Annotated in this window: 18 protein-coding genes; 11 read left to right on the top strand and 7 right to left on the bottom strand. The window is 70.2% G+C overall.

Translation table 11 applies throughout. The annotated features are described in order from the left end of the window. Nucleotides 1-243 precede the first annotated feature (243 nt). The 7 genes from IEX49_RS11245 to IEX49_RS11215 all read left to right on the top strand — a co-directional run bounded on the left by IEX49_RS11245 (nucleotide 244) and on the right by IEX49_RS11215 (nucleotide 10,864). Nucleotides 244-2,310: an APC family permease gene (locus tag IEX49_RS11245; RefSeq protein WP_188806247.1), complete on the top strand. Its 2,067-nt coding sequence runs from the start codon at nucleotides 244-246 to the stop codon at nucleotides 2,308-2,310. Nucleotides 2,311-2,331: 21 nt separating this feature from the next. Then, nucleotides 2,332-3,798 (top strand): class I SAM-dependent RNA methyltransferase, encoded by a 1,467-nt coding sequence (locus tag IEX49_RS11240; protein WP_188806246.1) that lies wholly within the window; start codon nucleotides 2,332-2,334, stop codon nucleotides 3,796-3,798. A 288-nt stretch (nucleotides 3,799-4,086) separates the two neighbouring features. Continuing rightward, nucleotides 4,087-6,786: an aconitate hydratase AcnA gene (gene acnA / locus IEX49_RS11235; protein ID WP_188806245.1), complete on the top strand. Its 2,700-nt coding sequence runs from the start codon at nucleotides 4,087-4,089 to the stop codon at nucleotides 6,784-6,786. A gap of 164 nt (nucleotides 6,787-6,950) precedes the next feature. Continuing rightward, on the top strand, nucleotides 6,951-8,987 hold the full coding sequence (gene dxs, locus IEX49_RS11230; protein WP_229672576.1) for a 1-deoxy-D-xylulose-5-phosphate synthase: 2,037 nt from the start codon (nucleotides 6,951-6,953) through the stop codon (nucleotides 8,985-8,987). A 5-nt stretch (nucleotides 8,988-8,992) separates the two neighbouring features. Then, a complete protein-coding gene (locus IEX49_RS11225) occupies nucleotides 8,993-9,481 on the top strand; it encodes a hypothetical protein (protein ID WP_229672609.1) in 489 nt (162 codons plus the stop codon). A 76-nt stretch (nucleotides 9,482-9,557) separates the two neighbouring features. Next, entirely contained in the window at nucleotides 9,558-10,532 is a 975-nt protein-coding gene (locus IEX49_RS11220; RefSeq protein ID WP_188806243.1) for an aldo/keto reductase, read from the top strand. Next, a complete protein-coding gene (locus IEX49_RS11215) occupies nucleotides 10,532-10,864 on the top strand; it encodes a PLD nuclease N-terminal domain-containing protein (protein WP_229672575.1) in 333 nt (110 codons plus the stop codon). Before IEX49_RS11220 ends, IEX49_RS11215 begins: the two co-directional genes overlap by 1 nt. A 40-nt stretch (nucleotides 10,865-10,904) precedes the next feature. Here the strand turns inward: IEX49_RS11215 and IEX49_RS11210 are convergent, their stop codons facing one another. Then, complete coding sequence (locus IEX49_RS11210; RefSeq protein WP_188806242.1) at nucleotides 10,905-11,429, bottom strand: QcrA and Rieske domain-containing protein; 525 nt, start codon at nucleotides 11,427-11,429, stop codon at nucleotides 10,905-10,907. A gap of 137 nt (nucleotides 11,430-11,566) precedes the next feature. On the opposite strand from IEX49_RS11210, the gene IEX49_RS11205 reads away from it, so the two are divergent. Next, complete coding sequence (locus IEX49_RS11205) at nucleotides 11,567-12,493, top strand: cation diffusion facilitator family transporter (RefSeq protein ID WP_188806241.1); 927 nt, start codon at nucleotides 11,567-11,569, stop codon at nucleotides 12,491-12,493. Between the two features lie 62 nt (nucleotides 12,494-12,555). On the opposite strand, the gene IEX49_RS11200 is transcribed toward IEX49_RS11205, so the two are convergent. The 5 genes from IEX49_RS11200 to msrB all read right to left on the bottom strand — a co-directional run bounded on the left by IEX49_RS11200 (nucleotide 12,556) and on the right by msrB (nucleotide 18,347). Further along, nucleotides 12,556-14,757, bottom strand: coding sequence for a 3-hydroxyacyl-CoA dehydrogenase NAD-binding domain-containing protein (locus IEX49_RS11200; RefSeq protein ID WP_188806240.1), 2,202 nt, complete (start codon nucleotides 14,755-14,757; stop codon nucleotides 12,556-12,558). Between the two features lie 76 nt (nucleotides 14,758-14,833). Then, complete coding sequence (locus IEX49_RS11195; protein ID WP_373286722.1) at nucleotides 14,834-16,138, bottom strand: HRDC domain-containing protein; 1,305 nt, start codon at nucleotides 16,136-16,138, stop codon at nucleotides 14,834-14,836. Beyond that, nucleotides 16,104-16,676, bottom strand: a complete 573-nt coding sequence (locus IEX49_RS11190; RefSeq protein WP_188806366.1) for a DUF3000 domain-containing protein — start codon at nucleotides 16,674-16,676, stop codon at nucleotides 16,104-16,106. The genes IEX49_RS11195 and IEX49_RS11190 overlap by 35 nt, the downstream gene beginning before the upstream one ends. A gap of 85 nt (nucleotides 16,677-16,761) precedes the next feature. Then, entirely contained in the window at nucleotides 16,762-17,835 is a 1,074-nt protein-coding gene (locus IEX49_RS11185; RefSeq protein WP_229672574.1) for a threonine aldolase family protein, read from the bottom strand. Further along, nucleotides 17,832-18,347, bottom strand: coding sequence for a peptide-methionine (R)-S-oxide reductase MsrB (gene msrB / locus IEX49_RS11180; RefSeq protein ID WP_188806239.1), 516 nt, complete (start codon nucleotides 18,345-18,347; stop codon nucleotides 17,832-17,834). The genes IEX49_RS11185 and msrB overlap by 4 nt, the downstream gene beginning before the upstream one ends. A gap of 144 nt (nucleotides 18,348-18,491) precedes the next feature. On the opposite strand from msrB, the gene IEX49_RS11175 reads away from it, so the two are divergent. Then, on the top strand, nucleotides 18,492-19,817 hold the full coding sequence (locus IEX49_RS11175; protein WP_188806238.1) for an alpha/beta hydrolase family protein: 1,326 nt from the start codon (nucleotides 18,492-18,494) through the stop codon (nucleotides 19,815-19,817). Between the two features lie 30 nt (nucleotides 19,818-19,847). On the opposite strand, the gene IEX49_RS11170 is transcribed toward IEX49_RS11175, so the two are convergent. After that, the gene (locus IEX49_RS11170) at nucleotides 19,848-21,896 is read right to left on the bottom strand and encodes a M3 family metallopeptidase (RefSeq protein WP_188806237.1); all 2,049 of its coding nucleotides are present in this window, start codon (nucleotides 21,894-21,896) and stop codon (nucleotides 19,848-19,850) included. A gap of 236 nt (nucleotides 21,897-22,132) precedes the next feature. Here IEX49_RS11170 and IEX49_RS11165 point away from each other — a divergent pair, with 236 nt between their 5' ends. Together IEX49_RS11165 and ruvC are read left to right on the top strand one after the other, a co-directional pair. Next, complete coding sequence (locus IEX49_RS11165; RefSeq protein ID WP_188806236.1) at nucleotides 22,133-22,888, top strand: YebC/PmpR family DNA-binding transcriptional regulator; 756 nt, start codon at nucleotides 22,133-22,135, stop codon at nucleotides 22,886-22,888. A gap of 7 nt (nucleotides 22,889-22,895) precedes the next feature. Further along, nucleotides 22,896-23,597, top strand: a complete 702-nt coding sequence (gene ruvC, locus IEX49_RS11160; RefSeq protein WP_229672572.1) for a crossover junction endodeoxyribonuclease RuvC — start codon at nucleotides 22,896-22,898, stop codon at nucleotides 23,595-23,597. Nucleotides 23,598-23,669: the final 72 nt, after the last annotated feature.

Below are 23,669 nucleotides of genomic sequence, written 5' to 3'. Positions count from 1 at the left end.
TTCCCTCCTGTTTCACCGGCCTGAGTTCTCGCCCTGATAGAGCGGCTGGACAGAGCGGCACGGACTCGGCTGTCCGGCCGTCCGAACGCCTGGCGCCGCCAGCGAGTCCAGTGTGCCACGCTCGGCCCACCCCCGGACCTCGGCATGCCGTGCCGGCCCGCCCCTCGGCCGTGACGATGGCGTGGACGGCGCGTGGACGGCGCGTGGACGGAGCGGATCGGTGGGCGCGGTACCGTAGTGCGCGTGGCAAGGGTCCTGGACAGCATGCGCCGTCTCCTCGTGGGCCGGCCCTACGACACGGAGCGGTTGAACCGCCGGCCCCTGGGCCGGTTCACCGCCCTGCCCGTGTTCTCGGCGAACGCCTGGTCCTCCATCGCCTACGCCCCGGACGAGATCCTGCTGACCCTGGCGCTCGGCGGCACCGCCGCACTGGCCCTGGGCCCCGAGATCGGCGTGGCCGTGGTGGCGGTGATGCTGCTGATCGTCGTGTCCTACCGGGTGTCCATCCGGGCCTACCCCGAGGGCGGGGACTATGCGATCTCCCGGGCCAACCTCGGTCCGTGGGCGGGCCTGACGGTGGGGGCCGCCATGATGCTCGACTTCGTCTTCACGGTGGCGGTGTCCATGGCTGCCATGGCGCACTACCTCGTTGCGGCCGTCCCCGCGCTGGGAGGTGCGGAGACGGCGGTGGCCGTGGCCGGCGTCGTGCTCCTGGCCATGGCGAGCATCCGCGGTGCCGGACGCGGACGGGTGACCCCCGCCGTGCTCGCCTACGTCTTCCTCGCCCTGCTGTTCGGCATGATCGTGGCCGGCCTCGTCCAAGACGTGACGGGAACCCTCGGACCGGCGACGTCGGCCGGGGTCGAGCCCGTGCCCGATCCCGCCTTCTCCGAGGGGCTGGGCGGTCTGGCCCTGGCGGTCCTGGTGCTGCGGGCGTTCTCCTCCGGCTCGGCGCTCGCCACTGGCGTGGAGGTCCCGGCCTCGAACGTGGGCGCCATGGCCAAGCCGAGGGTCCGCCTGGCCCGGTCCGTGATGCTGGCGATGGGCCTGACGGCCGGCGCGTCCACGATCGGGGTGATGTACCTGGCGGACCGCACCGGGGTGGTGTTCGTCCTGGACCCGTCCGGACTGCAGGCCGTCGGCGGCGGCCCGGTGTCCGAGGACTATGTGCAGAATCCCGTGCTGGCCCAGCTGGCCAACGCGATCCTGGGCCACGGCGGGATCCTGGCCGGCGCCCTGATCCTGATGGTCGCGGTGCTGTTGGTGCTGGCCGGCCACTCGGCGTTCAAGTCCTTCCCGGAGCTGGCCTCACGGCTGGCGGCGGACGGCTACCTGCCGCGGCAGCTGCTCACCCGTGGCGACCGCCTGGGGTACACCAACGGCGTCGTGCTGCTGGCCCTGGCTGCACTGGCACTCGTGGTCGTCTTCCAGGCCCAGACCGCACTGCTCGTCCAGCTCTACGTCATCGGCGTCTTCCTGTCCTTCACCATCAGTCAACTGGGCATGGTGCGGCACTGGAGCCGTCACCTCGCGCACACGCCCGGAGTCCGGGCCCGCCAGGCCGTCCGGACCCGGCGGTTGGTGAACCTGGTGGGGCTCGTGGTCACCGCCCTGGTGGCACTGGTGGTCCTCGTGACGCGGTTCGGCCAGGGGGCATGGGTGGCCCTGCTGGCGATCGCCGCCATGGTGTTCGTGATGTCCCGGATCCGGGGGCACTATGAGGCGGTGGCCTCCGAGCTAGACCTGACCTCGACCGAGGATGCCCGGGCGCTGCCCTCCCGCGTCCATGCCGTGATCCTGGTGATGTCCGTCCAGCGGCCCACACTGCGGGCCCTGGCCTATGCCCGAGCCTCACGGCCCTCCAGCCTGGAGGCCGTCGTGGTGGATCTGGACAAGCAGTCCACCGGCAAGCTGGTGGCGGCCTGGGACAGGCTCGGCCTCCCGGTGCCGATCACGGTGCTGGCCTCGCCCTACCGGGAGATGTCCGAGCCCCTGATCCGCCACCTGCGGGCCATGCGGCGCACCTCACCACGGGACCTGATGGTCGTCTACATCCCCGAATACGTGGTCGGTGGTGGCTGGCAGGCCCTCTTGCACAATCGGACCACCAAACGCATCAAGGCGCGCCTGCACCACGAGCCGGGCGTCATGGTCGCCTCGGTCCCGTGGCAGTTGGCGACGACGCGGCGTGGGGCGGGCACGTCGCCCCGGACCGGCACACCCGCCCCGCCGACCGGACCCTGGACCGGCCCAGTAGAGTCTGGGGTACAGGGCAACGGATCCCCGGCCGATCAGGCCGACCGCCCATGACTGCTCAGGAGGACGGCGAGGATGACCACCATCCGCGACACCAGCAATGTTGACGTAGCCCGCCAACCGGTGCACGGTGCATCCGGGGCGGCCGGGTTGCCGGAAATGCCCCAGATCCTCGAACTGGAGGCCGGGCCGATGGCCCACGGAGGTCACTGCGTGGCCCGGCACGAGGGGCGCGTGGTGTTCGTCCGCCACGCCATCCCGGGCGAGGTGGTCCGCGCCGTCGTGACCGAGGCGGGGGAGGGGGCCCGGTTCTGGCGTGCCGATGCCGTCGAGGTGCTCCACGGCTCCGAGTTCCGCCGGACCCACCAGTGGAAGCTGGCCGACTCCCTGCGCGCGCATGCGGCCGGCCGGCTGCCCGTGGGCGGTGCTGAGTACGGGCACATCGTGCTGCCGCACCAGCGGCGCCTCAAGGCCCAAGTGTTCCGGGACACCGTGGCCCGGATCGCCGGGCTGCAGCTCGAGGTGCACGTCACCGGGGCGCCAGGGGACGATCCCTCCGGGCTGCACTGGCGCACCCGCAACGCCTTCGCCGTGACACCCACCGGCCGGCTGGCCATGCACGCGCACCGCTCCACCGTGCTGGTGCCGGTCCGGAACATGCCCCTCGGCGTGCCGGGCCTGGACGCCCTCAAGCTCTGGGAACTGGACTTCACCGGCCTCTCCCGGGTGGACGTGGCCACGCCCGCCTCCGGCGAGCCCGCCCTGGTGCTGCTCACCCCCGCTGACGGTGCCGACCTGTCCCAGCTGGGTGGTCGGATGCACCGGCAGACCAGCCGGCTGCCGGAGGGCACGTCCGTGGCACTGATCGTGCCGGGTGAGAACCCGAACGACCGGCCAGAGATACACCGCCTGCGCGGCCGGACCTGGACCCAGGAGACCGTGGCCGGTGCCCGAGGGGCCGAACACGCCTTCCGGATCACCGGGGACGGCTTCTGGCAGGTCCACCGTTCGGCTCCCTCCATGCTGGTCGACGCCGTGCTCGAGGCGGCAGACCCGCAGCCCGGGCAGGTCATCGCCGACCTGTACGCCGGTGCCGGACTGTTCTCCGCGTTCCTGGCGGACCGGGTCGGGGCCGAGGGGCTGGTGCTGTCCGTGGAGGCCGCACCGGGAGCCAGCCGGGACGCCCGGCGCAACCTGCACGGGGTCACCCAGGCGGCCGTGCTCAACGGCATGACGGACCGGGTGCTGGGAGGCTGGCTGTCCAAGCCGGACCAGCCGGTCGCCGACTGCGGACTGGGCGGGCGCTCGGTCGACACGGTGGTGCTCGATCCGCCACGGGCGGGCGCCGGCAAGACGGCGGTGGAGCGGATGCACCGACTGGACCCGGAGAGGATCGTCTACGTCTCCTGCGATCCCGCGTCCTTCGCCCGGGACCTGGGGCTGTTGTCCCAAGCCGGCTGGACCGCGGAGAAGGTCGATGTCTACGACCTCTACCCGGACACCCACCACATGGAATCAGTGGCCCTCCTCACGAAGTCCTGACCGTGGTCCCGGAGTCAAGAAAACATGCTGCTCCGTCAAGAACGTCCTAAATCTCCCCGTCACGCATGACATCTGCGCGGGTGAAGCGCGGGATCCGGCCATCCCTCGGGATAGGATGGTGACCGAGCCCCCTGTGACGGAGTCGTCAGACTCCGGCCCAGGATCGGCATGTGGCCGCCACCATCGGTCCGGGACCGCCCGCACGCGGTGCCGGGAGGCCCGGTGGAACGGCAATGGCACTCAAGACCGGCCAATCGCCCTGACCCAGGGCGGGAAGAGGAGTCCTCCGTGACTACTGTTGACAGCTTCGGCTCCAAGGGCGTCCTGGACGTCAATGGTGCCGAGTACGAGATTTTCCGGCTCAACAAGGTGGAGGGTGCACAGAAGCTCCCCTATTCCTTGAAGGTCCTGTTGGAGAACCTGCTCCGGACCGAGGACGGCGCGAACGTGACCGCCGAGTCCATCAAGGCCCTGGGGTCCTGGGACCCCAACGCGCAGCCGGACACCGAGATCCAGTTCACCCCCGCACGCGTCCTCATGCAGGACTTCACCGGCGTGCCGTGCGTCGTGGACCTCGCCACCATGCGTGAGGCCATCAAGGACCTCGGCGGCGACGCCAACCGCGTGAACCCACTGGCTCCGGCCGAGCTCGTGATCGACCACTCCGTGCAGATCGACTCGTTCGGCAACGACCAGGCCATCGAGCGCAACATGGATATCGAGTACCAGCGCAACGGCGAGCGGTACCAGTTCCTGCGCTGGGGCCAGACCGCCTTCGACGACTTCAAGGTCGTCCCCCCGGGCATGGGCATCGTCCACCAGGTCAACATCGAGAACCTCGCCCGCACCGTCATGACCCGCGAGGTCGACGGCGTCCTGCGTGCCTACCCGGACTCCTGCGTCGGCACCGACTCTCACACCACCATGGTCAACGGCCTCGGTGTGCTGGGCTGGGGCGTCGGCGGCATCGAGGCCGAGGCAGCGATGCTCGGCCAGCCGGTCTCCATGCTCATCCCGCGCGTCGTCGGCTTCAAGCTGACCGGATCCATCCCGGCCGGTGCCACGGCCACCGACGTGGTGCTGACCATCACCGAGATGCTGCGCCAGCACGGCGTGGTCGGCAAGTTCGTCGAGTTCTACGGTGAGGGCGTCGGCTCCGTGCCGCTGGCCAACCGCGCGACCATCGGCAACATGTCCCCGGAGTTCGGTTCCACGGCGGCCATGTTCCCCATCGACCAGGTCACCCTGGACTACCTGCGCCTGACCGGCCGCTCCGAGGAGAACATCGCCCTCGTGGAGGCCTACACCAAGGAACAGGGCCTCTGGCACGACGCCTCCCAGGAAGTGCAGTACTCCGAGTACCTCGAGCTGGACCTGGGCACCGTGGTGCCCTCGATCTCCGGCCCGAAGCGCCCGCAGGACCGTATCCAGCTGACCGACGCCAAGGACCAGTTCCGCAAGGACATCCACAACTACGCCACGGAGGACGAGGCCGGCTCCGGCCGTCCGTCCAAGTCGGTGGACGTGGCCATGGATGACGGCCGTCAGTTCCAGCTGGACCACGGTGCGGTCTCGATCGCCTCCATCACCTCCTGCACCAACACTTCCAACCCCTCGGTGATGATGGCCGCCGCGGTGCTGGCCCGCAACGCCGTGGAGAAGGGCCTCACCTCGAAGCCCTGGGTGAAGACCTCCGTGGCGCCCGGCTCCCGCGTCGTCACCGAGTACTACGAGAAGTCGGGCTTGGTCCCCTCGCTGAACGCGCTGGGCTTCAACATCGTCGGCTACGGCTGCACCACCTGCATCGGCAACTCCGGTCCGTTGGAGTCCGAGGTCTCCCAGGCCATCCAGGACAACGACCTGTCCGTGACCTCGGTGCTCTCGGGCAACCGTAACTTCGAGGGCCGCATCAACCCGGACGTCAAGATGAACTACCTGGCCTCCCCGCCGCTGGTGGTCGCCTACGCCCTGGCCGGCACCATGGACTTCGACTTCGAGAACGATCCGCTGGGCCAGGATGCCGAAGGCCAGGACGTGTTCCTGAAGGACATCTGGCCGGACCCGACCGAGGTCCAGCAGATCATCGACCGCTCGATCGACACCGAGATGTTCACCCGGGAGTACGGCACCATCTTCGATGGCGACCACCGTTGGAAGGCGCTGGAGACCCCTGAGGGTGACACCTTCGCTTGGGACGCCGAATCGACGTACGTCCGCAAGCCCCCGTACTTCGAGGGCATGCAGGCCCAGCCGGAGCCGGTCCAGGACATCGAGGGCGCCCGCGTGCTGCTCAAGCTCGGCGACTCCGTGACCACCGACCACATTTCCCCGGCCGGTTCCTTCAAGTCGGATACCCCGGCCGGGAAGTACCTGCTGGAGAACGGCGTGGAGCGCAAGGACTTCAACTCGTACGGCTCCCGCCGTGGCAACCACGAGGTGATGATCCGCGGCACGTTCGCGAACATCCGCATCAAGAACCAGCTCCTGGACGGCGTGGAGGGTGGCTTCACCCGCGACTTCACCCAGGACGGCGCCCCGCAGGCCTACGTCTACGACGCCGCCCAGAACTACCAGGACGCCGGCACCCCGCTGGTCGTCCTGGCCGGCAAGGAGTACGGTTCCGGCTCGTCCCGTGACTGGGCCGCCAAGGGCACCGCGCTGCTGGGCGTCAAGGCCGTCATCACGCAGTCCTTCGAGCGCATCCACCGCTCGAACCTGATCGGCATGGGCGTGCTGCCGCTGCAGTTCCCCGAGGGGGAGTCCGCGGACACCCTCGGCCTGGACGGCACCGAGACCTTTGCCATCTCCGGCGTGACCGCCCTGAACGAGGGCACCACCCCGAAGACGGTCAAGGTCACCGCCACCCACGAGAACGGCAAGGTCACCGAGTTCGACGCGGTCGTCCGCATCGACACCCCCGGTGAGGCCGACTACTACCGCAACGGTGGCATCCTGCAGTACGTGCTGCGCCAGATCGCGACCAAGTGATCCCCAGCCGACTCCCCGCACCGGGGAGCCGGCGGTAAAGCGGACCGAAGGGCCGGACCCCCACACGGGGGTCCGGCCCTTCGTCCTCTGGTGGTCCCCGCAGCGCGGTATTCTGGTGGGAGCTGTTGTGATATTCCCTCCCCGGACGAAAGGACCGCTTGCCCGTGGGCCTTCTCGAAACGATCCATACCCCACAGGACCTCACCCGTCTCACCGGTGGTCAGTTGCGGCAGTTGGCCGAGGAGATCCGCAGCTTCCTCATCGCCAACGTCTCCCGCACCGGTGGCCACCTCGGCCCCAACCTCGGTGTGGTCGAGCTGACCCTGGCGATCCACAGGGTCTTCGACTCGCCCCGGGACGCCGTCATCTTCGACACCGGGCACCAGTCCTACGTGCACAAGCTCGTCACCGGTCGCCAGGACTTCTCCACGCTGCGCCAGGAGGGCGGGCTCTCCGGCTATGGGGACCGCGGCGAGTCCGTGCATGACGTGGTGGAGTCCTCCCACGCCTCCTCGTCCCTGTCCTGGGCGGACGGGATCTCCCGCGCCTGGGCACTGCGCGGGGACGGGGACCGCTCCGTGGTGGCCGTGATCGGCGATGGCGCGCTGACGGGCGGCATGGCCTGGGAGGCCATCAACAACATCGCCGCGGATCGTGACCGGCGCGTGGTGATCGTGGTCAATGACAACGGACGCTCCTACGCGCCCACTGTCGGCGGACTCGCCAACCAGCTCTCGGGGCTGCGCCGGGCCTTCCTGGACAAGCTCCGCACGCACCGCAGCTACGAGGACACCCTCGACTTCTGGAAGTCCCGGCTGCAGACCTCTGGGACGGCCGGGCGGTTCGTGTACAAGTCACTGCATGCCACGAAGAAGGGCATCAAGGACTGGTGGGCCCCCCAGGGCCTGTTCGAGGACCTGGGGATGAAGTACATCGGTCCCATCAACGGACACGACCAGGCAGAACTCGAAGAGGCCCTGGCGGACGCCAAGAACTACGCCGGCCCGGTCATCGTCCACGCCATGACCGAGAAGGGGCACGGCTATGCCCCGGCGGTGGCCCACCAGGACGACCAGTTCCATGCCATCGGCAAGATCGACCCGGAGACGGGTGAGCCGGTGGCCTCCAGCTCCGGCCCCTCCTGGACGTCCGTGTTCGGTCAGGAGATCTGCGCGATCGCGGACGAACGCGAGGACATCGTGGCCATCACCGCGGCCATGAAGATCCCCGTCGGCCTGGGACTCATGGCCGAGAGGCATCCGAAGCGCGTCTACGACGTCGGCATCGCCGAGCAGCATGCCGTCACCTCGGCCGCCGGCATGGCCTTCGGTGGACTGCATCCCGTGGTCGCCGTGTACGCCACCTTCCTCAACCGCGCCTTCGACCAGGTCCTGATGGACGTCGGCCTGCACCGTGCCGGGGTCACGTTCGTCCTGGACCGGGCCGGCGTCACCGGACCGGACGGGCCCAGCCACCATGGCATGTGGGACCTGGCCCTGCTGCAGTCCGTCCCCACCCTGCGCATCGCCGCACCCCGGGATGCCCAGCGGCTCCGGGAGGAACTGCGCGAGGCCGTGTCCGTGGAGGATGCGCCCACGGTCGTGCGCTTCTCGAAGGGGTCCGTGGGGCCGGAGATCGCCGCGCTGGAGCGGCTCTTAGGCGGTGTGGACGTGCTGGTCCGTCTCGGAGCCGCCTCCGAGGAGCCGGGCGCCGAGCGTGATGTGTTGATCGTCGCCGTCGGGACCATGGCCGAGCTCGGGTTGGACGTGGCCGCTCGGCTGGCCGACCAGGGGATCTCCGCCACCGTCATCGACCCGCGGTGGGTGCTGCCGGTGCAGGAATCCGTGATCGAGATGGCCTCCCGCCACCGGATCGTCGTCTGCATCGAGGACGGGGTGAAGGCCGGCGGCGTCGGCTCGCGGATCCGTCAGGAGATGCGCGCCCGCGGCGTGGACACGGCGCTCAACGAGGTCGGCCTGCCGGTGGAGTTCCTGGCCCACGCCTCCCGGGACCAGGTGCTCGAGCGCACCGGCCTGACGGCGCGGCGCATCGCCCAGGACACGGTGGCCCAGGTCCTCGGCACGAAGGTGCCGTTCGCGCGGCCGCTGACGGGCCAGATGAGCCAGGTCCGGGCGGCCGGCGACCACGGCGGCAGGAATGACAACACGGGTCAGATCCCGTCAACGGAGGGCAAGTCTTGAGCATTGTGCGTACCTACCGGCGGTCCGAGCAGGACGGCCAGCAGCGCCTGGACTACCGCGAGGCGTGGTTCGCGCCCGGCAGCGGGGAGGTCGTGGTCCACCACGGCCGGATCGGCAGCACGGGCACGACGTCGGCCGAGCAGGTCGCGGACGACGCCACCGGCGAGCAGCTGCTCGCCGGGTTCGCGGCCCAGTGCGCGGAGGACGGCTTCGCCGCCCTCCCGGCGGAGGAGCTCAAGCACGTCGAGGTGTCCTACCGGCTGAAGGGCGCTGAGCCGACGCCGGTGGAGACCGCCCTGGTGGCCAAGCTGCGCGGTGAGATCACGAATCAGCTGGCCTGGCGCGGTCTGGGTGAGGTCGTGGACGAGCGCGTGGAGTCGGGCCGCGTCGTGTTCGATGTGGCCACGCCGCACCTGCGCAAGGCGACCGCCGAGATCCCGGCCGCCGCCAAGTTCGCGGGCGTCCAGCCCTCACGCGTCACCACCTCCCGCTGAATTTCCCGTTGAATCGGAGCTGCTGCGGCCCTCTCGCCGTCGCCCGCCGACCCGACCACTCGAAGGATTGAATCCCATGGAACACCGCCGCCTCGGGCGCTCCGGCCTGTCCGTCTCCGTCGTCGGACTGGGGTGCAACAACCTCGGCCGCCCCGGCACCGTGACCGAAGGCCAGGAGGGGACGGACGTCGTCGTGCACGCCGCCCTGGACGCCGGGGTGACGTTGTTCGACGTGGCGGACACCTATGGGGCGAGTCCCGGCCTGAGCGAGGAGCGACTGGGCCGGGCCCTGGGCGCCCGGCGTGAGGAGATCGTCCTGGCCACCAAGTTCGGCATGGACATGGGCGGCGTCAACGGAAACGACTTCGGGGCCCGTGGCTCGCGCCGGTACATCGTCAGGGCCGTGGAGGCCTCGCTGCGGCGACTCGGCACGGACTGGATCGATCTGTACCAGTTCCACACCCCGGACGACGCGACGCCGATCGAGGAGACCCTCTCCGCCCTGGACGACCTCGTGCGCGCGGGCAAGGTGCGGTACATCGGCCATTCCAACCGGGCCGGGTGGCAGATCGCCGAGGCCGAGTTCGTGGCCCGCGAGCTCGGCACCGAGACGTTCATCTCCGCCCAGAACCACTACAACCTACTGGACCGCCGCGCCGAGCTCGAGGTCCTTCCCGCGGCGAGGGCCTTCGGGCTCGGGGTGCTGCCGTACTTCCCGCTGGCCAACGGTCTGCTCACGGGCAAGTACTCCTCCGGCCGGGCGCCCGAGGGCTCGAGGCTGACGCACAGCCGCCAGCACCTGGTCTCGGACGCGGACCTGGACCAGCTCGCGCGGTACGGTGACTTCGCCCGGGAGCGGGGGCTCTCCGAGGTGGACCTGGCCTTCTCCTGGCTGGCCGCCCAGGAGCCGGTCACCTCCGTGATCGCCGGTGCCACCCGGCCGGAGCAGGTCCGCCAGAACGCGGAGGCCGTCCGCTGGGTGCCGACTGCCGACGAGCGGGCCGAGCTGGACGCGATCTTCCCGGCCGCCGCGAAGATTGCCCTGTTCTAGTGGGAGCCGCTCTCCTGGGAGCCGTTCTCACCGGCGCGGCCGGGGTGACGTTCGGCGTCAACGCCGTGGAGATCCTGCTCTGGATCGTCGTCATCGCCGTGGTGGCGATGCTGGTGTGGTCCTTGGTCTCCCTGTCCCACTCACCCCTGGACCCGGGACGGCGGATCCCGTGGGCTTTCGTGATGTTCCTGCTGCCCGTGTTGGGGCCGGCGGTCTGGCTGTGGTGGCGGTTTTACTACTACCCGCGGCGCAAGGCCGAGCAGCCGTCCTGGGACCCCAACAGCAACCGGGTCATCGTCAATCCGCCGCGGCGCCCGAACGCCCGGGACTAGCCCGGGACCAGCCCTCGAGCGTCACCTCCACCAGCGCGGCCTACAGGGTCACGAGGACCCGGTCACCGTCCACGACCGCGGTGTATTCGGTCAGCGGCTTCTGGGCGGGTCCGCCGTAGGGGACTCCGGTGGCCACGTCGAAGTGCGAACCGTGGCACGGACAGGCGAAGACCTCCTCACCGTTCTCGGTGGCGGGGGCCACGGTGCAGCCCTGGTGCGTGCAGACGGCCGAGAAGGCATGCACCTCGTCCTCCGCCGGACGGCTGATCAACAGGGTCCGGCCCTCGACCATGACGCTGGTCATCCCGCCGACGGGCAGGTCTGCCAGATCGACCGCCGGCGTCGGGGAGCCGCCCACGTGGTGCGAGGGGGCGTTGTCCTCGGCGCGGATCTCGTCCGTACACGCCGTCAGCCCGACGGTGCCGACCACCCCCACCGCGCCGAGCAGGGCGCCGCGTTCCAGGAAGGACCTGCGGGAGGTGCCGCAACCGTGGCAGGAGGTGCCGCCGTCGTGCGGATCCTGGGGCGCGGAGGAGCTGGGGGCGGCGCAGTGTGGGGAATTCATCCCTCCATTATCCGCTGTTCAGGGCCAGGCCGCGAAGCGCGACGGGGTGGCTGCGATCGGGCAGCACGCTTACGATGGCGCCCAAGACCCCGGTACCTGAGGTCACCGACCGTGAACATCGGATCTAGGAGAGTCTCATGTCCGCTGGTGGAGGAAACAAGGCCGTCTTCGCGGCGCTGACGGCGAATCTGGGCATCGCGGTGTTGAAGTTCGTCGCCTATTTCCTGACCCGCTCCTCCGCGATGTTGGCCGAAGGGATCCACTCGGTCGCCGACTCCGGCAACCAGGTGTTGCTGCTGGTGGGCCGGAAGGCCTCCAGGAAGCAGGCGGACGCGGAGCATCCGTTCGGTTATGGACGCAACAGTTACATCTATGGGTTCATCGTCTCCATCGTGCTGTTCAGCGTGGGTGGGCTCTTCGCGCTCTACGAGGCCTACCACAAATGGCAGGATCCCCACCCCATCGAGGGCTTCTGGTGGTGGGTGCCCATCGCCGTGCTACTCGGCGGCATCGCCCTGGAGGGTCGGTCGTTCTTGGTCGCCGCCACAGAGACCAAGAAGATCAAGGGACGGCAGTCCTGGACCGGATTCATCCGAACGGCCAAGTCCCCGGAACTGCCGGTGATCCTGCTGGAGGACTTCGCAGCCCTCATCGGTCTGGTGCTGGCGTTGACTGCCGTGTCCCTGACCCTGGTCACCGGCAACGGGCTGTGGGATGCCGCCGGCAGCGCCTGCATCGGCGTGCTGCTGGTGATCGTCGCCGCGGTCCTGGCCGTGGAGATGAAGTCCCTGCTGCTGGGAGAATCGGCCAGTCAACAGAACGTCACGGCCATCCGCGCCGCCCTGGAAGGTGACGGCCAGAACCGCATCATCCATCTCAAGACCGTCCACCTGGGCCCGGAGGAGATCCTCGTGGCGGCGAAGATCGGTGTGGACAGGTGCACGGAGGCCCAGGACCTCGTGAGCCGGATCAACGACGCCGAGCTCCGGATCCGGAACACCGTGCCCTGGGCCCGAGCCATCTACATCGAACCGGACATCGAAAGGGCCGGTCCGCGACCGTAGGGAGGACGGCGGTCGGCGAGGGCGGGCTCGGCGGGGTCTGCGTTGTCCGGGGCAGGTGGAGCTCAGGCGTGGAACCGCCGGCCGTTGACCCGCTCGGAGGCCCCCACGTGGTCGAGATACGGGGTGATGCCGCCCAGGTGCATGGGCCAGCCGGCGCCCAGGATCATGCAGAGGTCGATGTCCTCGGCATCCGCCACGACGCCCTCGTCCAACATGAGGCCGATCTCTTGGGCCAGGGCGTCCTGGACCCGGACCAGCAGCTCCTCCGCGGTCTCGGGGGAGTCGCCGACCTCCAGGATCGCCCGGGTCCCCGCGGGGATGACCTCCCGGCCGTGATCCTGGTCTTCGCCCTTCTGCGCCCACAGGGACGGGATGTCGGCGTCGATGAGTGACTGCAGGTTCGCCGAGACCGGGAACCGCTCGTCCCCGAAGGCGGCGTTGAGGGACTCGGTGACATGCTGGGCCACCGGGACGCCCACCATGGACAGCAGGGTGAACGGCGTCATCGGCAGGGCCATCGGATCCAGGGCGTGATCCGCCACGGCGGCATCCGTGCCCTGGTCGAAGGAGTTCTGGACCTCGCCCATCATCCGCAGCAGGATGCGGTTCACCACGAAGGCCGCGGCGTCCTGCACCAGCACGGCGGTCTTGCCCAGACCCCGGGCGGTGGCGAAGGCGGTGGCCAGCACCGGGTCCGTGGTGGCCGGCCCGCGCACGATCTCCACCAGCGGCATCACGGCCACGGGGTTGAAGAAGTGGAAGCCGACCAGCCGCTCGGGATGCTCCAGTCCGGAGGCCATCTCGGTCACGGACAGGGAGGAGGTGTTGGTGGCCAGGATGCACTCGGGGGTGACGACGGCCTCGACCTCGGCCAGCACCGCCTTCTTGACGCCCATCTCCTCGAAGACGGCCTCAATCACCAGGTCGGCATCGGCGTAGACGTCCTTGGCGACGGAGCCGGTCACCAGGGACTTCAGCGCCTCACCCTGGCCGGCATCCAGCTTGCCCTTGGCCACCAGCGTGTCCACTTGCCCGTGCACGTGTCCGAGACCGCGGTCCACGCGGGCCTGGTCCACATCCGTCATGACCACGGGGACCTTCAGCCTCTGCGCGAAGACCAGCGCCAGCTGGCCGGCCATGAGGCCGGCCCCCACCACCCCGACCTTCCGGACCGGGCGGGCCAGTTCGGGGGAGGGGGCGCCAGCCGGCTTCTTGGAGCGCTTCTGGACCACGTCCAGGAAGGCGTAGACGGTGTGGGCGAACTCGGGGGTCAGCATCAGTTCACCCAGGGCAGCGGCCTCCGCGGCGGCCGATTCCTCCCGGGTCCAGTGACGGCCGGCGGCGAAGAGCTCCATGACCTTCGCCGGTGCCGGCACGTATCCGCCGGTCTTGGCAGCCACGATGGCCTGGCCCTCGGTGATGGCCTCGTCCCAGGCCCGGTCGGAGTGGTCGCGGTCCCGCTGCTGCTCCAACGCGGCCACGGTGCCGGCATCCCCGGTCAGGATCCGGGCCGCCCAGGCCGTCGAGGCCTCGATGAACACGGCCGTGTCGGCAGGATCGGCGGCCGGATCGAAGATGGCGTCCGCCAGGCCGATGCGGTGGGCGGTGCGGCCGTCGATGTTGCGGTTGTTCGCCAGCGGGTTCTTGATCATCACCGTCAGGGCGTCCTTCGGGCCGGTGAGCCGCGGGGTCTTCCACACGCCACCCCAGCCGGGGACCAGGCCGATGAAGGCCTCCGGCAGGCCCAGGCCCTTCGCGGCGGAGGAGACGGTCCGGTAGTTGGCCGCCAGGGCGATCTCCAGACCGCCGCCGAGCGCCACGCCGTTGATGAAGGCGAAGGAGGGCACCGGGAAGTCGGACAGGCCGTTGTAGACCTCGTGCCCGAGCCGGCCCAGCAGGGCCCCGTCCTGCGGGTCGGAGAGCCGGTTGATGGCGCCGAGGTCCGCACCGGCGACCAGGAAGCCGGGCTTGCCCGTGACGGCGACGGCGGCGATCTCGCCACGGTGTGCGCGTTCGGCCTGGGCCTCGAGCACCTGGCCGATCCCGATCAGGGAATTCGGGCCCAGGGTCGTGGGGCGCCGGGGGCCGGCGTCATTGTCCAGGACCAGGAGCGCCAGGGTCCCGGCGCCGTCGGGGAGGTCGACGTCCGTCACGGTGGCCCGCGTGAGGACCTCGTCCGGGAATCTCGCGGCGAGGCCGCGGTACGGCTCGAACCGGTCTCCTCTCGCGCCGGTGGTGGACGTCGGGACGACTGGCTCGGACATGCTGCTCCTGGGTGGGAGGGACGGGCGTCTACGCCATCGTATCGGAACCCATGACCAGCGAATAGGGGACTGAGTTTCAGGCTGGGTCGGGATCCAGCAGCGCCACCGTCACGATCGGTGCCACCGCCGTGACCTGCCACGGGCGGGCGCCGAGCCCGGCCAGGGCGGCCGAGACCGAGTCCAGGTCAATCGTCTCCGGAGGAGTCCAGCACAACCGGCGCAGGGTATCCGGCGTCAGCAGGTTCTCCGTGGGCAGGCTCAGCTCGTCGGCACGGTTGCCGACCCAGGTCTTCGCCGTCTTCAGCCGGCGGTCAGCCAGCGGGTTGCGGTCCCGCCAGGCCCGCGGCGGGGGCGGGCCGTCATTCGGCAGGTGCAGCGGGGGCAGGCCGGCCTTGGTCTGCGCGGCGGCCCGCCCGGCCTGAATGGCCCGGATCCAGCGGGGCCCCTCCTTGGCGGCGGCCCGGCCGTGGAAACCCTGGGTCTTCAGCAGGGCGGGGACGGTGGTCGGCTGGCTGGCGGCGGCGGCCACGATCGCGGCGTCCGGGATCAGGCGGCCAGGGGCCACATCCCGGTTCTGGGCCAGTGCCTCCCGGGTCTCCCACAGTTCCCGCACCACGGCGAGCTGTTCCGGCTTGCGCAGCCGGTGCATGCCCGAGGTGCGGCGCCAGGGGTCCTTGCGCGGGCCGGCCAGCGGAGCCTTGCGGATCGCCTCGAACTCCTGGTTCGCCCAGTCCAGCTTGCCGGCCTCGGTCAGCATCGTGATCATCGCGGCCCGCAGCTCGACCAGCAGTTCCACGTCCAGGGCGGCATAGCGCATCCAGTCCTCCGGCAGCGGCCGCTTGGACCAGTCAGCGGCGGAGTGTTCCTTGGCCAGGGTGACACCGAGGAGCTGTTCCAGGACGGAGGCGAGCCCCACGCGGGGGAGTCCGAGCAGGCGCCCGGCCAGCTCGGTGTCGAACAACCGGTCCGGCCACATCCCCAGCTCGGAGAGGCACGGCAGGTCCTGGCTGGCCGCGTGCAGGATCCACTCGACTCCGCTCAGGGACTCCTGGATGATCTCCAGATCCTCGAAGGCCTCGGGGTCGATGAGCCAGATCCCGGCGCCCTCGCGCTTGAGCTGGACCAGGAAGGCCCGCTGGCCGTAGCGGAAGCCGGAGGCCCGCTCGGCGTCCACGGCCACGGGGCCGGTGCCGGCCCTCAGGAGCCGCGCGCACCGCTCCAGCTCCTGCCGGGTGTCCGTGACGAAGGGGATGCCGCCGGCCGGTTCGGTGAGGAGCCGGGGCGGTTCGGGATCGGTGGCCTCCGCCAGGTCCTCTTCCGGGGTGGCGCTGGTGTCCGCAGTGATGTCAATTCCTCCTGATGCGCGGCAAGGGTGTGACACCGTCGGGGACCGGCGGCAGCCCGGCGAAGGCACAGACCATATCCGCCCAGGCCTCCAGATGATCGGTGCTGTCCGGGCCCTCGGGTGTCCAGGAGGCCCGCAATTCGATGTCGATGGTGTCCGGGCGCGTGGCGAGGCCGCCGAAGCTCTCGGACAGCACCCGGGTGGCGGTACCGCCGGCCTCCGCGTACCGGGCCTGGTGCGTCTCGAGGGCCTCCACCAACCAGGTCCAGGCCACGGCCCCGACCATGGGGTCGTTGCCGAGATCGGACTCCAGGGAGGCCCGGATGTAGGTCACCACCCGGAAGGTGCCCTTCCACACCGAGGAACCCGCGGGATCGTGCAACAGGACGAACCGGCCCGTGGCCAGCTCGGGCTGGCCCTCTGCCGTCGGATCGTGGACCTCGGCCGCGAGGGCCACGGCGAAGGGTGCGAGGCGTCCCGGGGCGGGTATCTCGTCCAGGGTGATCTCCTGCCGGTGCCGAGCACGGCGCAACCCTGACAACGCCTCACGGAACTCTCCGGGAAGCGGTCGCATCTCTGCGGGGCGGTGGCCAAGGGCAGTCACGCAACCAAGGCTAAAGCCGCTCCCGCTCGATCCTGGGGCGGCGCGCCGTGGCCGGCTACACGCGCGGCGCGGAGAGGGCTGCGGACAGTGCGGACACGAACCCGTCGACGTCCTGCTCGGTGGTGTCCCAGGAGGTCATCCAGCGCACCTCGTTCCGCGGTTCGTCCCAGTCGTAGAAGGGATAGTCGGCCCGCACGGCCGCGGCGACCGTGGGATCCAGAACGGCCAGGACCTGGTTCGCCTGGGGTGTCTGCGTGAGGGTGACTCCGTCCAGCGCGCCGGTGCCGGCGGCGAGCCGGGCGGCCATCGCGTTCGCGTGCCGGGCCGAGCGCAGCCACAGCTCGTCGGTCAGCAGGGCGACCAGCTGGGCGGAGACGAAGCGCATCTTGGAGGAGAGCTGCATGGAGGACTTGCGCAGGTAACCCAGTGCCTGAGCCGCACCCTCCTGGCGCCGTCCGCCGGCACCGGACAGGACGGCGTCGGGATTCAGGACCACCACCATCTCGGCACCCAGGGCGCCGTTCTTGGTGCCGCCGAAGGAGATCACGTCCACCCCGGCATCCGTCGTGAAGGAGCGCAAGGGAGCCCCCAGGGCGGCCGCGGCGTTCGCCAGCCGCGCGCCGTCCATGTAGACGGACATCCCCAGCGAGTGCGCGTGATCCGTGACGGCCCGGACCTCCTCCGCCGTGTAGACCGTGCCCAGCTCGGTGACCTGGGCGATCTCGACGACGGCCGGCTGGGCCCGGTGCACGAAGCCGATCCCGTGGGCCTGGAGGTCGATCAGCTCGGGGGTCAGCTTCCCGTCCTCCGTGGGGACCGTGTAGAGCTTCGTGTGGGCGATGCGTTCGGGGGCACCGCCCTCGTCCTGGTGGATGTGGGCCGACTCCGCGCAGATCACCGCGCCCCATGCCGGGAGCAGGGCCTGCAGCGCCAGCACGTTGGCGCCCGTGCCGTTGAACACCGGGAAGGCCTCCGCCTGTTCGCCGAACTCGGCGCGGACCAGGCCCTGCAGCCGCGCGGTCCAGGAATCGTCCCCGTACGCCGGCTCGTGGTCCACGTTGGCCCGGCCGACGGCCGCCAGGACCTCCGGGTGGACGCCCGCGTAGTTGTCCGAGGCGAAGCCCCTCACGCGTCGGCCTTCGGCTGGAGCGTCAGGGAGACGGAGTTCATGCAGTAGCGCAGGTCCGTGGGAGTGTCGAAGCCCTCGCCCTGGAAGACGTGACCCATGTGGGAACCGCAGTTGGCACAGCGGACCTCGATGCGCTCCATGCCCAGGGCGGTGTCCCGGATGTACTCGACCCGGTCTTCGGCCAAGGGGGCGAAGAAGGAGGGCCAGCCGCAGTTGGCGTCGAATTTCGTCTCCGAGCGGAACAGTTCGGCACCGCAGGCGCGGCACGCGTAGACGCCCTCGGTCTGCGCGTCCCAGTACTCGCCCGTGAAGGGGCGTTCGGTGCCGGCCTGGCGGAGGACCTGGAACTCCTCGGGACTGAGCCGCTCACGCCATTCGGCGTCCGAGCGGTCCCGGGCGGTGGGATCCGGGGTATTCGGTGCCTGAACCGGCTGATTCGACTGGTTCGACTGGTTCGACTGGTCCGGCTGGTCGGCGGGGGAGGAAAGGGGTGTATCGCTCATGACAGCCATAACACCACGAACCACCCCGTTGTTTCCGCCCCGGGAGTCTCACGGCGGTCTTACAGGGCCGAACGCAGCCCGTCACGGGGGTCTTACGGCAGCCAGCCGGGCACCCGGCTGGCCATGGCGGGCCGGACGTGGACAGAATAGGGCATGACCTCCCGCCCTTCCCGCTCCGCCCGCTCGGCGAGCCGCCGCACCAAGATCCAGAAGTCCATCGGCCAGGCCGAGCCGGTCATGCGGTGGTCCTCCCTGGCTGCCGTGGGCGGAGTGGTGGCCGGTTCGGTGGCAGCTGGGACCGTTTCCGGGCTGGCCGGCCTCTTCGCCCGCACCGTGGTCACCCCCGTCAAGACCCCGGCCGAGGACCTCGAGGTCCTCGCCGTGGTGCAGGGGGCGTCCGGCCTGGAGATCATCCTGCCCGTGACCGAGGAGACCACCGTCCCCGGGACCTACTCCCTGGTGTTCGACGCCGGCGCCGGGATCGCCCGCATCGGTGCGGTGACCTCGTTCGACCCGCGCGACGGGACGGTCCAGCGGGAGGTCGAGGAGGTCTACAGCGGTGATCTGCACCGGGCCGTCCGTGGCCGGTGGACCGGATTCGTCTACCCCGAGCCGCGCACCCTGGGCTACGAGACCGAGGACGTGAGGATCCCGGTCGAGAACGGCACGGCCCCCGCCTGGCTCGTCCGCCCGGAACCATCCCCGGCCGGCGATGACGCTGCACCTCGGCTCGCCGGCGAGGGGGTGTGGGCCATCATGGTCCACGGCCGCGGCTCCAAGCGCGCGGAAGGCATCAGGGCCATCGGCACCGCCCGGGCCCTGGGGATGACCTCCCTGCTGATCTCCTACCGCAACGACGGTGAGGCCCCGGCCGCCGGGGACGGGCGCTACGGCCTGGGCAGCACCGAGTGGAAGGACGTCGAGGCGGCCGTCGCCTATGCCCTCGAGCGGGGCGCCCGCGAAGTGGTCCTGTTCGGCTGGTCCATGGGCGGTGCCGTGTGCCTGCAGATGGCGGACCGCTCCGAGTTGTCCTCCATGGTCGCCGCCATGGTCCTGGACGGGCCCGTCATCAACTGGATCGACGTGCTGGCGCACCAGGCCCGGCTGAACCGGCTGCCGGACGCCGTGGGCCGGCTGGGACAGTGGCTCATGAGCAACAAGGCCGGACGGTGGGCCACCGGCCTCGCCGCGCCCGTTGACCTCAAGGCGATGGACTGGCTCTCCCGGGCGGACCACCTGCGGGTGCCGACCCTCATCCTCCACTCAGAGGATGACGACTTCGTCCCGGTGGGCCCGTCCATGGAACTCGCCGCCAAGGTCCCCCAGCTGGTCACCTTCGTCCGGTTCCACCTGGCACGCCACACCCGTGAGTGGAACGTGGACCCGGAGAAGTGGGACCACGCCGCCCGCCTGTGGCTGCACGCCGTGCTGACCTCACCGCGGCCCGGGCTGGCCCAGCTCACGGCCTCCTCCACCTGAGCTGAGCCGCGCAGGCGACGGCACCGGAGCTCAGCCGAGCAGCCCCCGGCGCCGCAACAGGTGCTCCGGGTCCGCGTCGCCGCCGCGGAACCGGCGGTAGGACTCCATCGGGTCACGCGTGTTGCCGCGGGCGAGCAACTCGGAGCGGAAGCGCTCGCCGTTCTCCCGGCTCAGCCCGCCATGGGCACGGAACCACTCCACGGTGTCCGCGTCCAGGACCTCGGACCAGAGGTAGGAGTAGTACCCGGCCGCGTATCCGCCGCCGAAGATGTGCTTGAAGTAGCTCGAACGGTACCGGGGAGCCACGAGGTCCGGGTCCAGGCCGGCCGCCCGCAACTGCTCGGCCTCGAAGGCCAGCGGATCCTCCACCGTGGTGCCCGGTGCCAGGGAGTGCCACGCGAGGTCCAGCATGGCAGCCCCCAGGTACTCCGTGGTGCGGAAGCCCTCGCCCCACAGGGAGGAGGCCTCGATGGCCGCCAGCACGTCGGGGTCGATCGTCTCACCGGTCCCCACGTGGCGCGCGTAGGCGGAGACGATCTCCGGCCAGTACATCCACATCTCGTTGACCTGCGAGGGGAACTCCACGAAGTCCCGGGGAACGGCGGTTCCGGACAGGGTGGCGTACCGGCCGGAGGACAGCAGGCCGTGCAGGGCGTGGCCGAACTCGTGGAACAGGGTGTTCACCTGGTCCACGGTCAGCAACGCCGGTTCGCCGGCCGCCGGCCTCGGGATGTTCAGGTTGTTGCTCACCACCGGGCGCTCGCCGAAGAACGTGGACGCCTCACGGAACGAGTTCATCCAGGCTCCGCCGGACTTCGTGGGACGGGTGAAGAAATCCCCGACGAACAAGCCGAGCTCGGTGCCGTCGGCCTCCAGCACCTCCCAGACACGGACATCCGGTTGGTACCCGTGCAGGTCCGGGCGCTCGCGGAAGGTGATGCCGTACAGAGCCGTCGCGGCGGCGAACACCCCCTCGGTGAGCACCCGGTCCAGCTCGAAGTAGGAGCGCAGCGCGGTGGTGTCCACGCGGTACCTCTCCCGCTCGATACGGGCCGCGTAGAAGGGCCAGTCCCAGGCCTCCACCGGGTGGCCGGCCTCGGCCTCGATCTCGGTCTTCTCCCGGCGGGCGTTCGCGGTGGCCGCCGGGATGATCCGGTCCAGCAGGTCGCGGACGGCGTCCAGGCTCGGGGCGGTCCGGTCCTGCAGCGCGTAGTCGGCCCAGCTGGAGAAACCCAGCAGTTGGGCCTTCTCGGCGCGCAGGCCGGCCTGCTCCACGGCCAGGTCGAGGGCGAAGTTCTTCCCCGGGGTGGTGCCGCGCCGCCAGGCGGCCTCGTGGACGCGCCGGCGCGAGTCGGGGTTCTCGAGGGTCTCCAACCAGGGCTGCGAGGTGAACATGGACAGCGTCAGGAGGTAGCCGGCGTCGTGCCCGGCGTTCCGGGCCGCGGCGGCGGCCGAGGCGAGGTCCTGCTCGGAGAGCCCGGCCACTTCCCCGGCAGAGCCGAACCAGACGGCCGAGGCGGTGTTCTCCGCGACCATGCGGCGCCCGTACTGGGAGGACAGCACGGCGAGGCGTTCGTTGATGGCGGCGAGGCGCACCTTCGCCTCCCGGTCCAGTTCCGCACCGAGCAGCCGGAAGGTCTTGAGGGTCTCCTCGGCCAGCCGGCGGTCCTCGGACTCCGGTCCGCCGATGCCATCCAGGTCCACCCTCGCCAGTCGGCTGTAGAGGGCCGCGTCAAGGTGGATCGCATCCCAGTGGGCGGACAACTCGGGACTGATCTCCTCGTCGATCTCCTGCCGGACCTCGGTGCCGTCGGCGGCCAGGAGGTTGGAGAAGACCTGGTGCACCCTGCGCAGCAGCTGCCCGGAACGCTCGACGGCGAGGAACGTGTTCTCGAACGCCGGCTCGGCGGAATCCGCAGTGATCGCGTCGAGTTCGGCGCGGTGCTCGGCCATACCGGCACGGTAGGCGGGCAGGAAGTGCTCGTCGTCGAGGGCCGCGAAGTCGGGGAGCCCATAGGGCAGCGGGGACGGCGCCAGGAGGGGATTGGTGCTCGTGGAGGCGGGAGTGTCAGTCGTCATAGTCAGCAACTGTTTCACACCTTGGGTTTACTGGACAGGGTCCGCCAGTACTGGCCGTCCGCACTGTGTCCCGCACGGACGGTGTCACCGGCGGCGCCTCCCGTAGAATCGAAGCCAGACTTCTGCCGGCAGCGGCAGGGTCCGGCGCCGCGGCGTCCGGGCCAAGACGAACCCGATCATCACCAACAGCCGATGCGGGCCGTGCTCCGGCATGGCCGGCTCGGAGAGGAGAGCACGTGGCAGGGCATTCGAAGTGGGCGACCACCAAGCACAAGAAGGCCATCATCGACTCGCGGCGCGCCAAGGCCTTCGCCAAGTACGTCAAGGGCATCGAGGTGGCGGCCCGCGCCGGCGGGCCCGACCTGGTCGGCAACCCCGCCCTCGAGCTGGCGGTCACCAAGGCCAAGAAGCAGTCTGTGCCCAATGACAACATCGAGCGCGCCATCAAGCGCGGTGCCGGCCTGACCGGTGAGGTCATCGAGTACACGGAGATCATCTACGAGGTCCGTGGGCCCCAGGGATCCGCCCTCATGGTCGAATGCCTGACGGACAACAAGAACCGGGCCGCCGCGGACGTCCGCACCGCGGTGACGCGCAACGGCGGCACCATGGCCGACTCGGGCTCCGTGGCCTTCCTGTTCAACCGCACCGGCCTGGTCCGCCTGCCGGCCGAGGGGCACACCGAGGATGACATCCTGATGGCGGTGCTGGACGCCGGCGCCGAGGAGGTCATGCAGTCCGGGGACTCCTTCGAGATCCTGTGCGACCCCTCCGACCTGCGTGCCGTGGCCACCGCCCTGGAAGAGGCCGGGATCGAGTACGAGACGGACGAGATGGAGTTCGTGGCCACCATGAAGGTGGACCTGGACGCCAAGGGCGCCAAGACGTACTTCAACCTGGAGGACGCGCTGGAGGACCTGGACGACGTGCAGAGCGTCTACTCCAACGTGGACATCTCCCCGGAGGTCCTCGCCCAGCTGGACGAGGACTGATCCGCCCTTGACCGTCCGCCCCGGAGTCGCGGGACGCCGGGCGCCGAGTCCGCTGCGGGTGCTCGGTGTCGATCCCGGCCTGACACGCTGCGGCATCGCCGTGGTGGACGTCGCGCCCAACCGCACTGCCACGCTGGTGGCGGTGACGGTCGTCGGCTCTCCGGCCGAACAGTCGCTCGACCTGCGGCTGCTCGCCATCGACGAGGCGATCAACGAGTGGCTCGACCGCCACAGCCCGGACCACGTGGCCGTGGAACGCATGTTCGCGCAGAACAACACGCCGACGGTGATGGGCACCGCCCAGGCCTCCGGCGTGGTCATCGCGGCGGCCGCCCGGCGCGGCATCCCGGTGGCGCTCCACACCCCCTCCGAGGTGAAGGCCGCGGTCACCGGCAGCGGTACCGCGGGCAAGGACCAGGTCACCGCCATGGTCACCAGGATCCTGCGCCTCGATGCCCCGCCCAAGCCCGCCGATGCCGCCGATGCCCTCGCCCTGGCCATCACCCATGCCTGGCGTGGCGGGCTGATGGGCCGCGGACTGGAGACAGGCAACCTCACCAGTCCCCAGCGAGCCTCGCGGTTCCCGACGCCGGCCGGCGGCTCCGGCGGGCGCCGCACCGGGGGGTCGACGCCGGCCCAGCAGGCCTGGCTCGCCGCTGAGCAGCGGAGCCGGGGTTCGAAGGGCTGGAGCGGCGGGTCCCGGATCTGATACCAGCCATGGGCTAAGGTCTTCGTAGATACGTTCGAACCGGGCCGCAGTCCGGCACCTGACCCGTTGTCG

Origin of the sequence: Citricoccus zhacaiensis, assembly GCF_014645315.1 — a bacterium.
GTDB lineage: Bacteria > Actinomycetota > Actinomycetes > Actinomycetales > Micrococcaceae > Citricoccus > Citricoccus zhacaiensis.
Note: the sequence above shows the minus strand (reverse complement) of the source record. Positions and strands in the feature narration are given on the sequence as shown.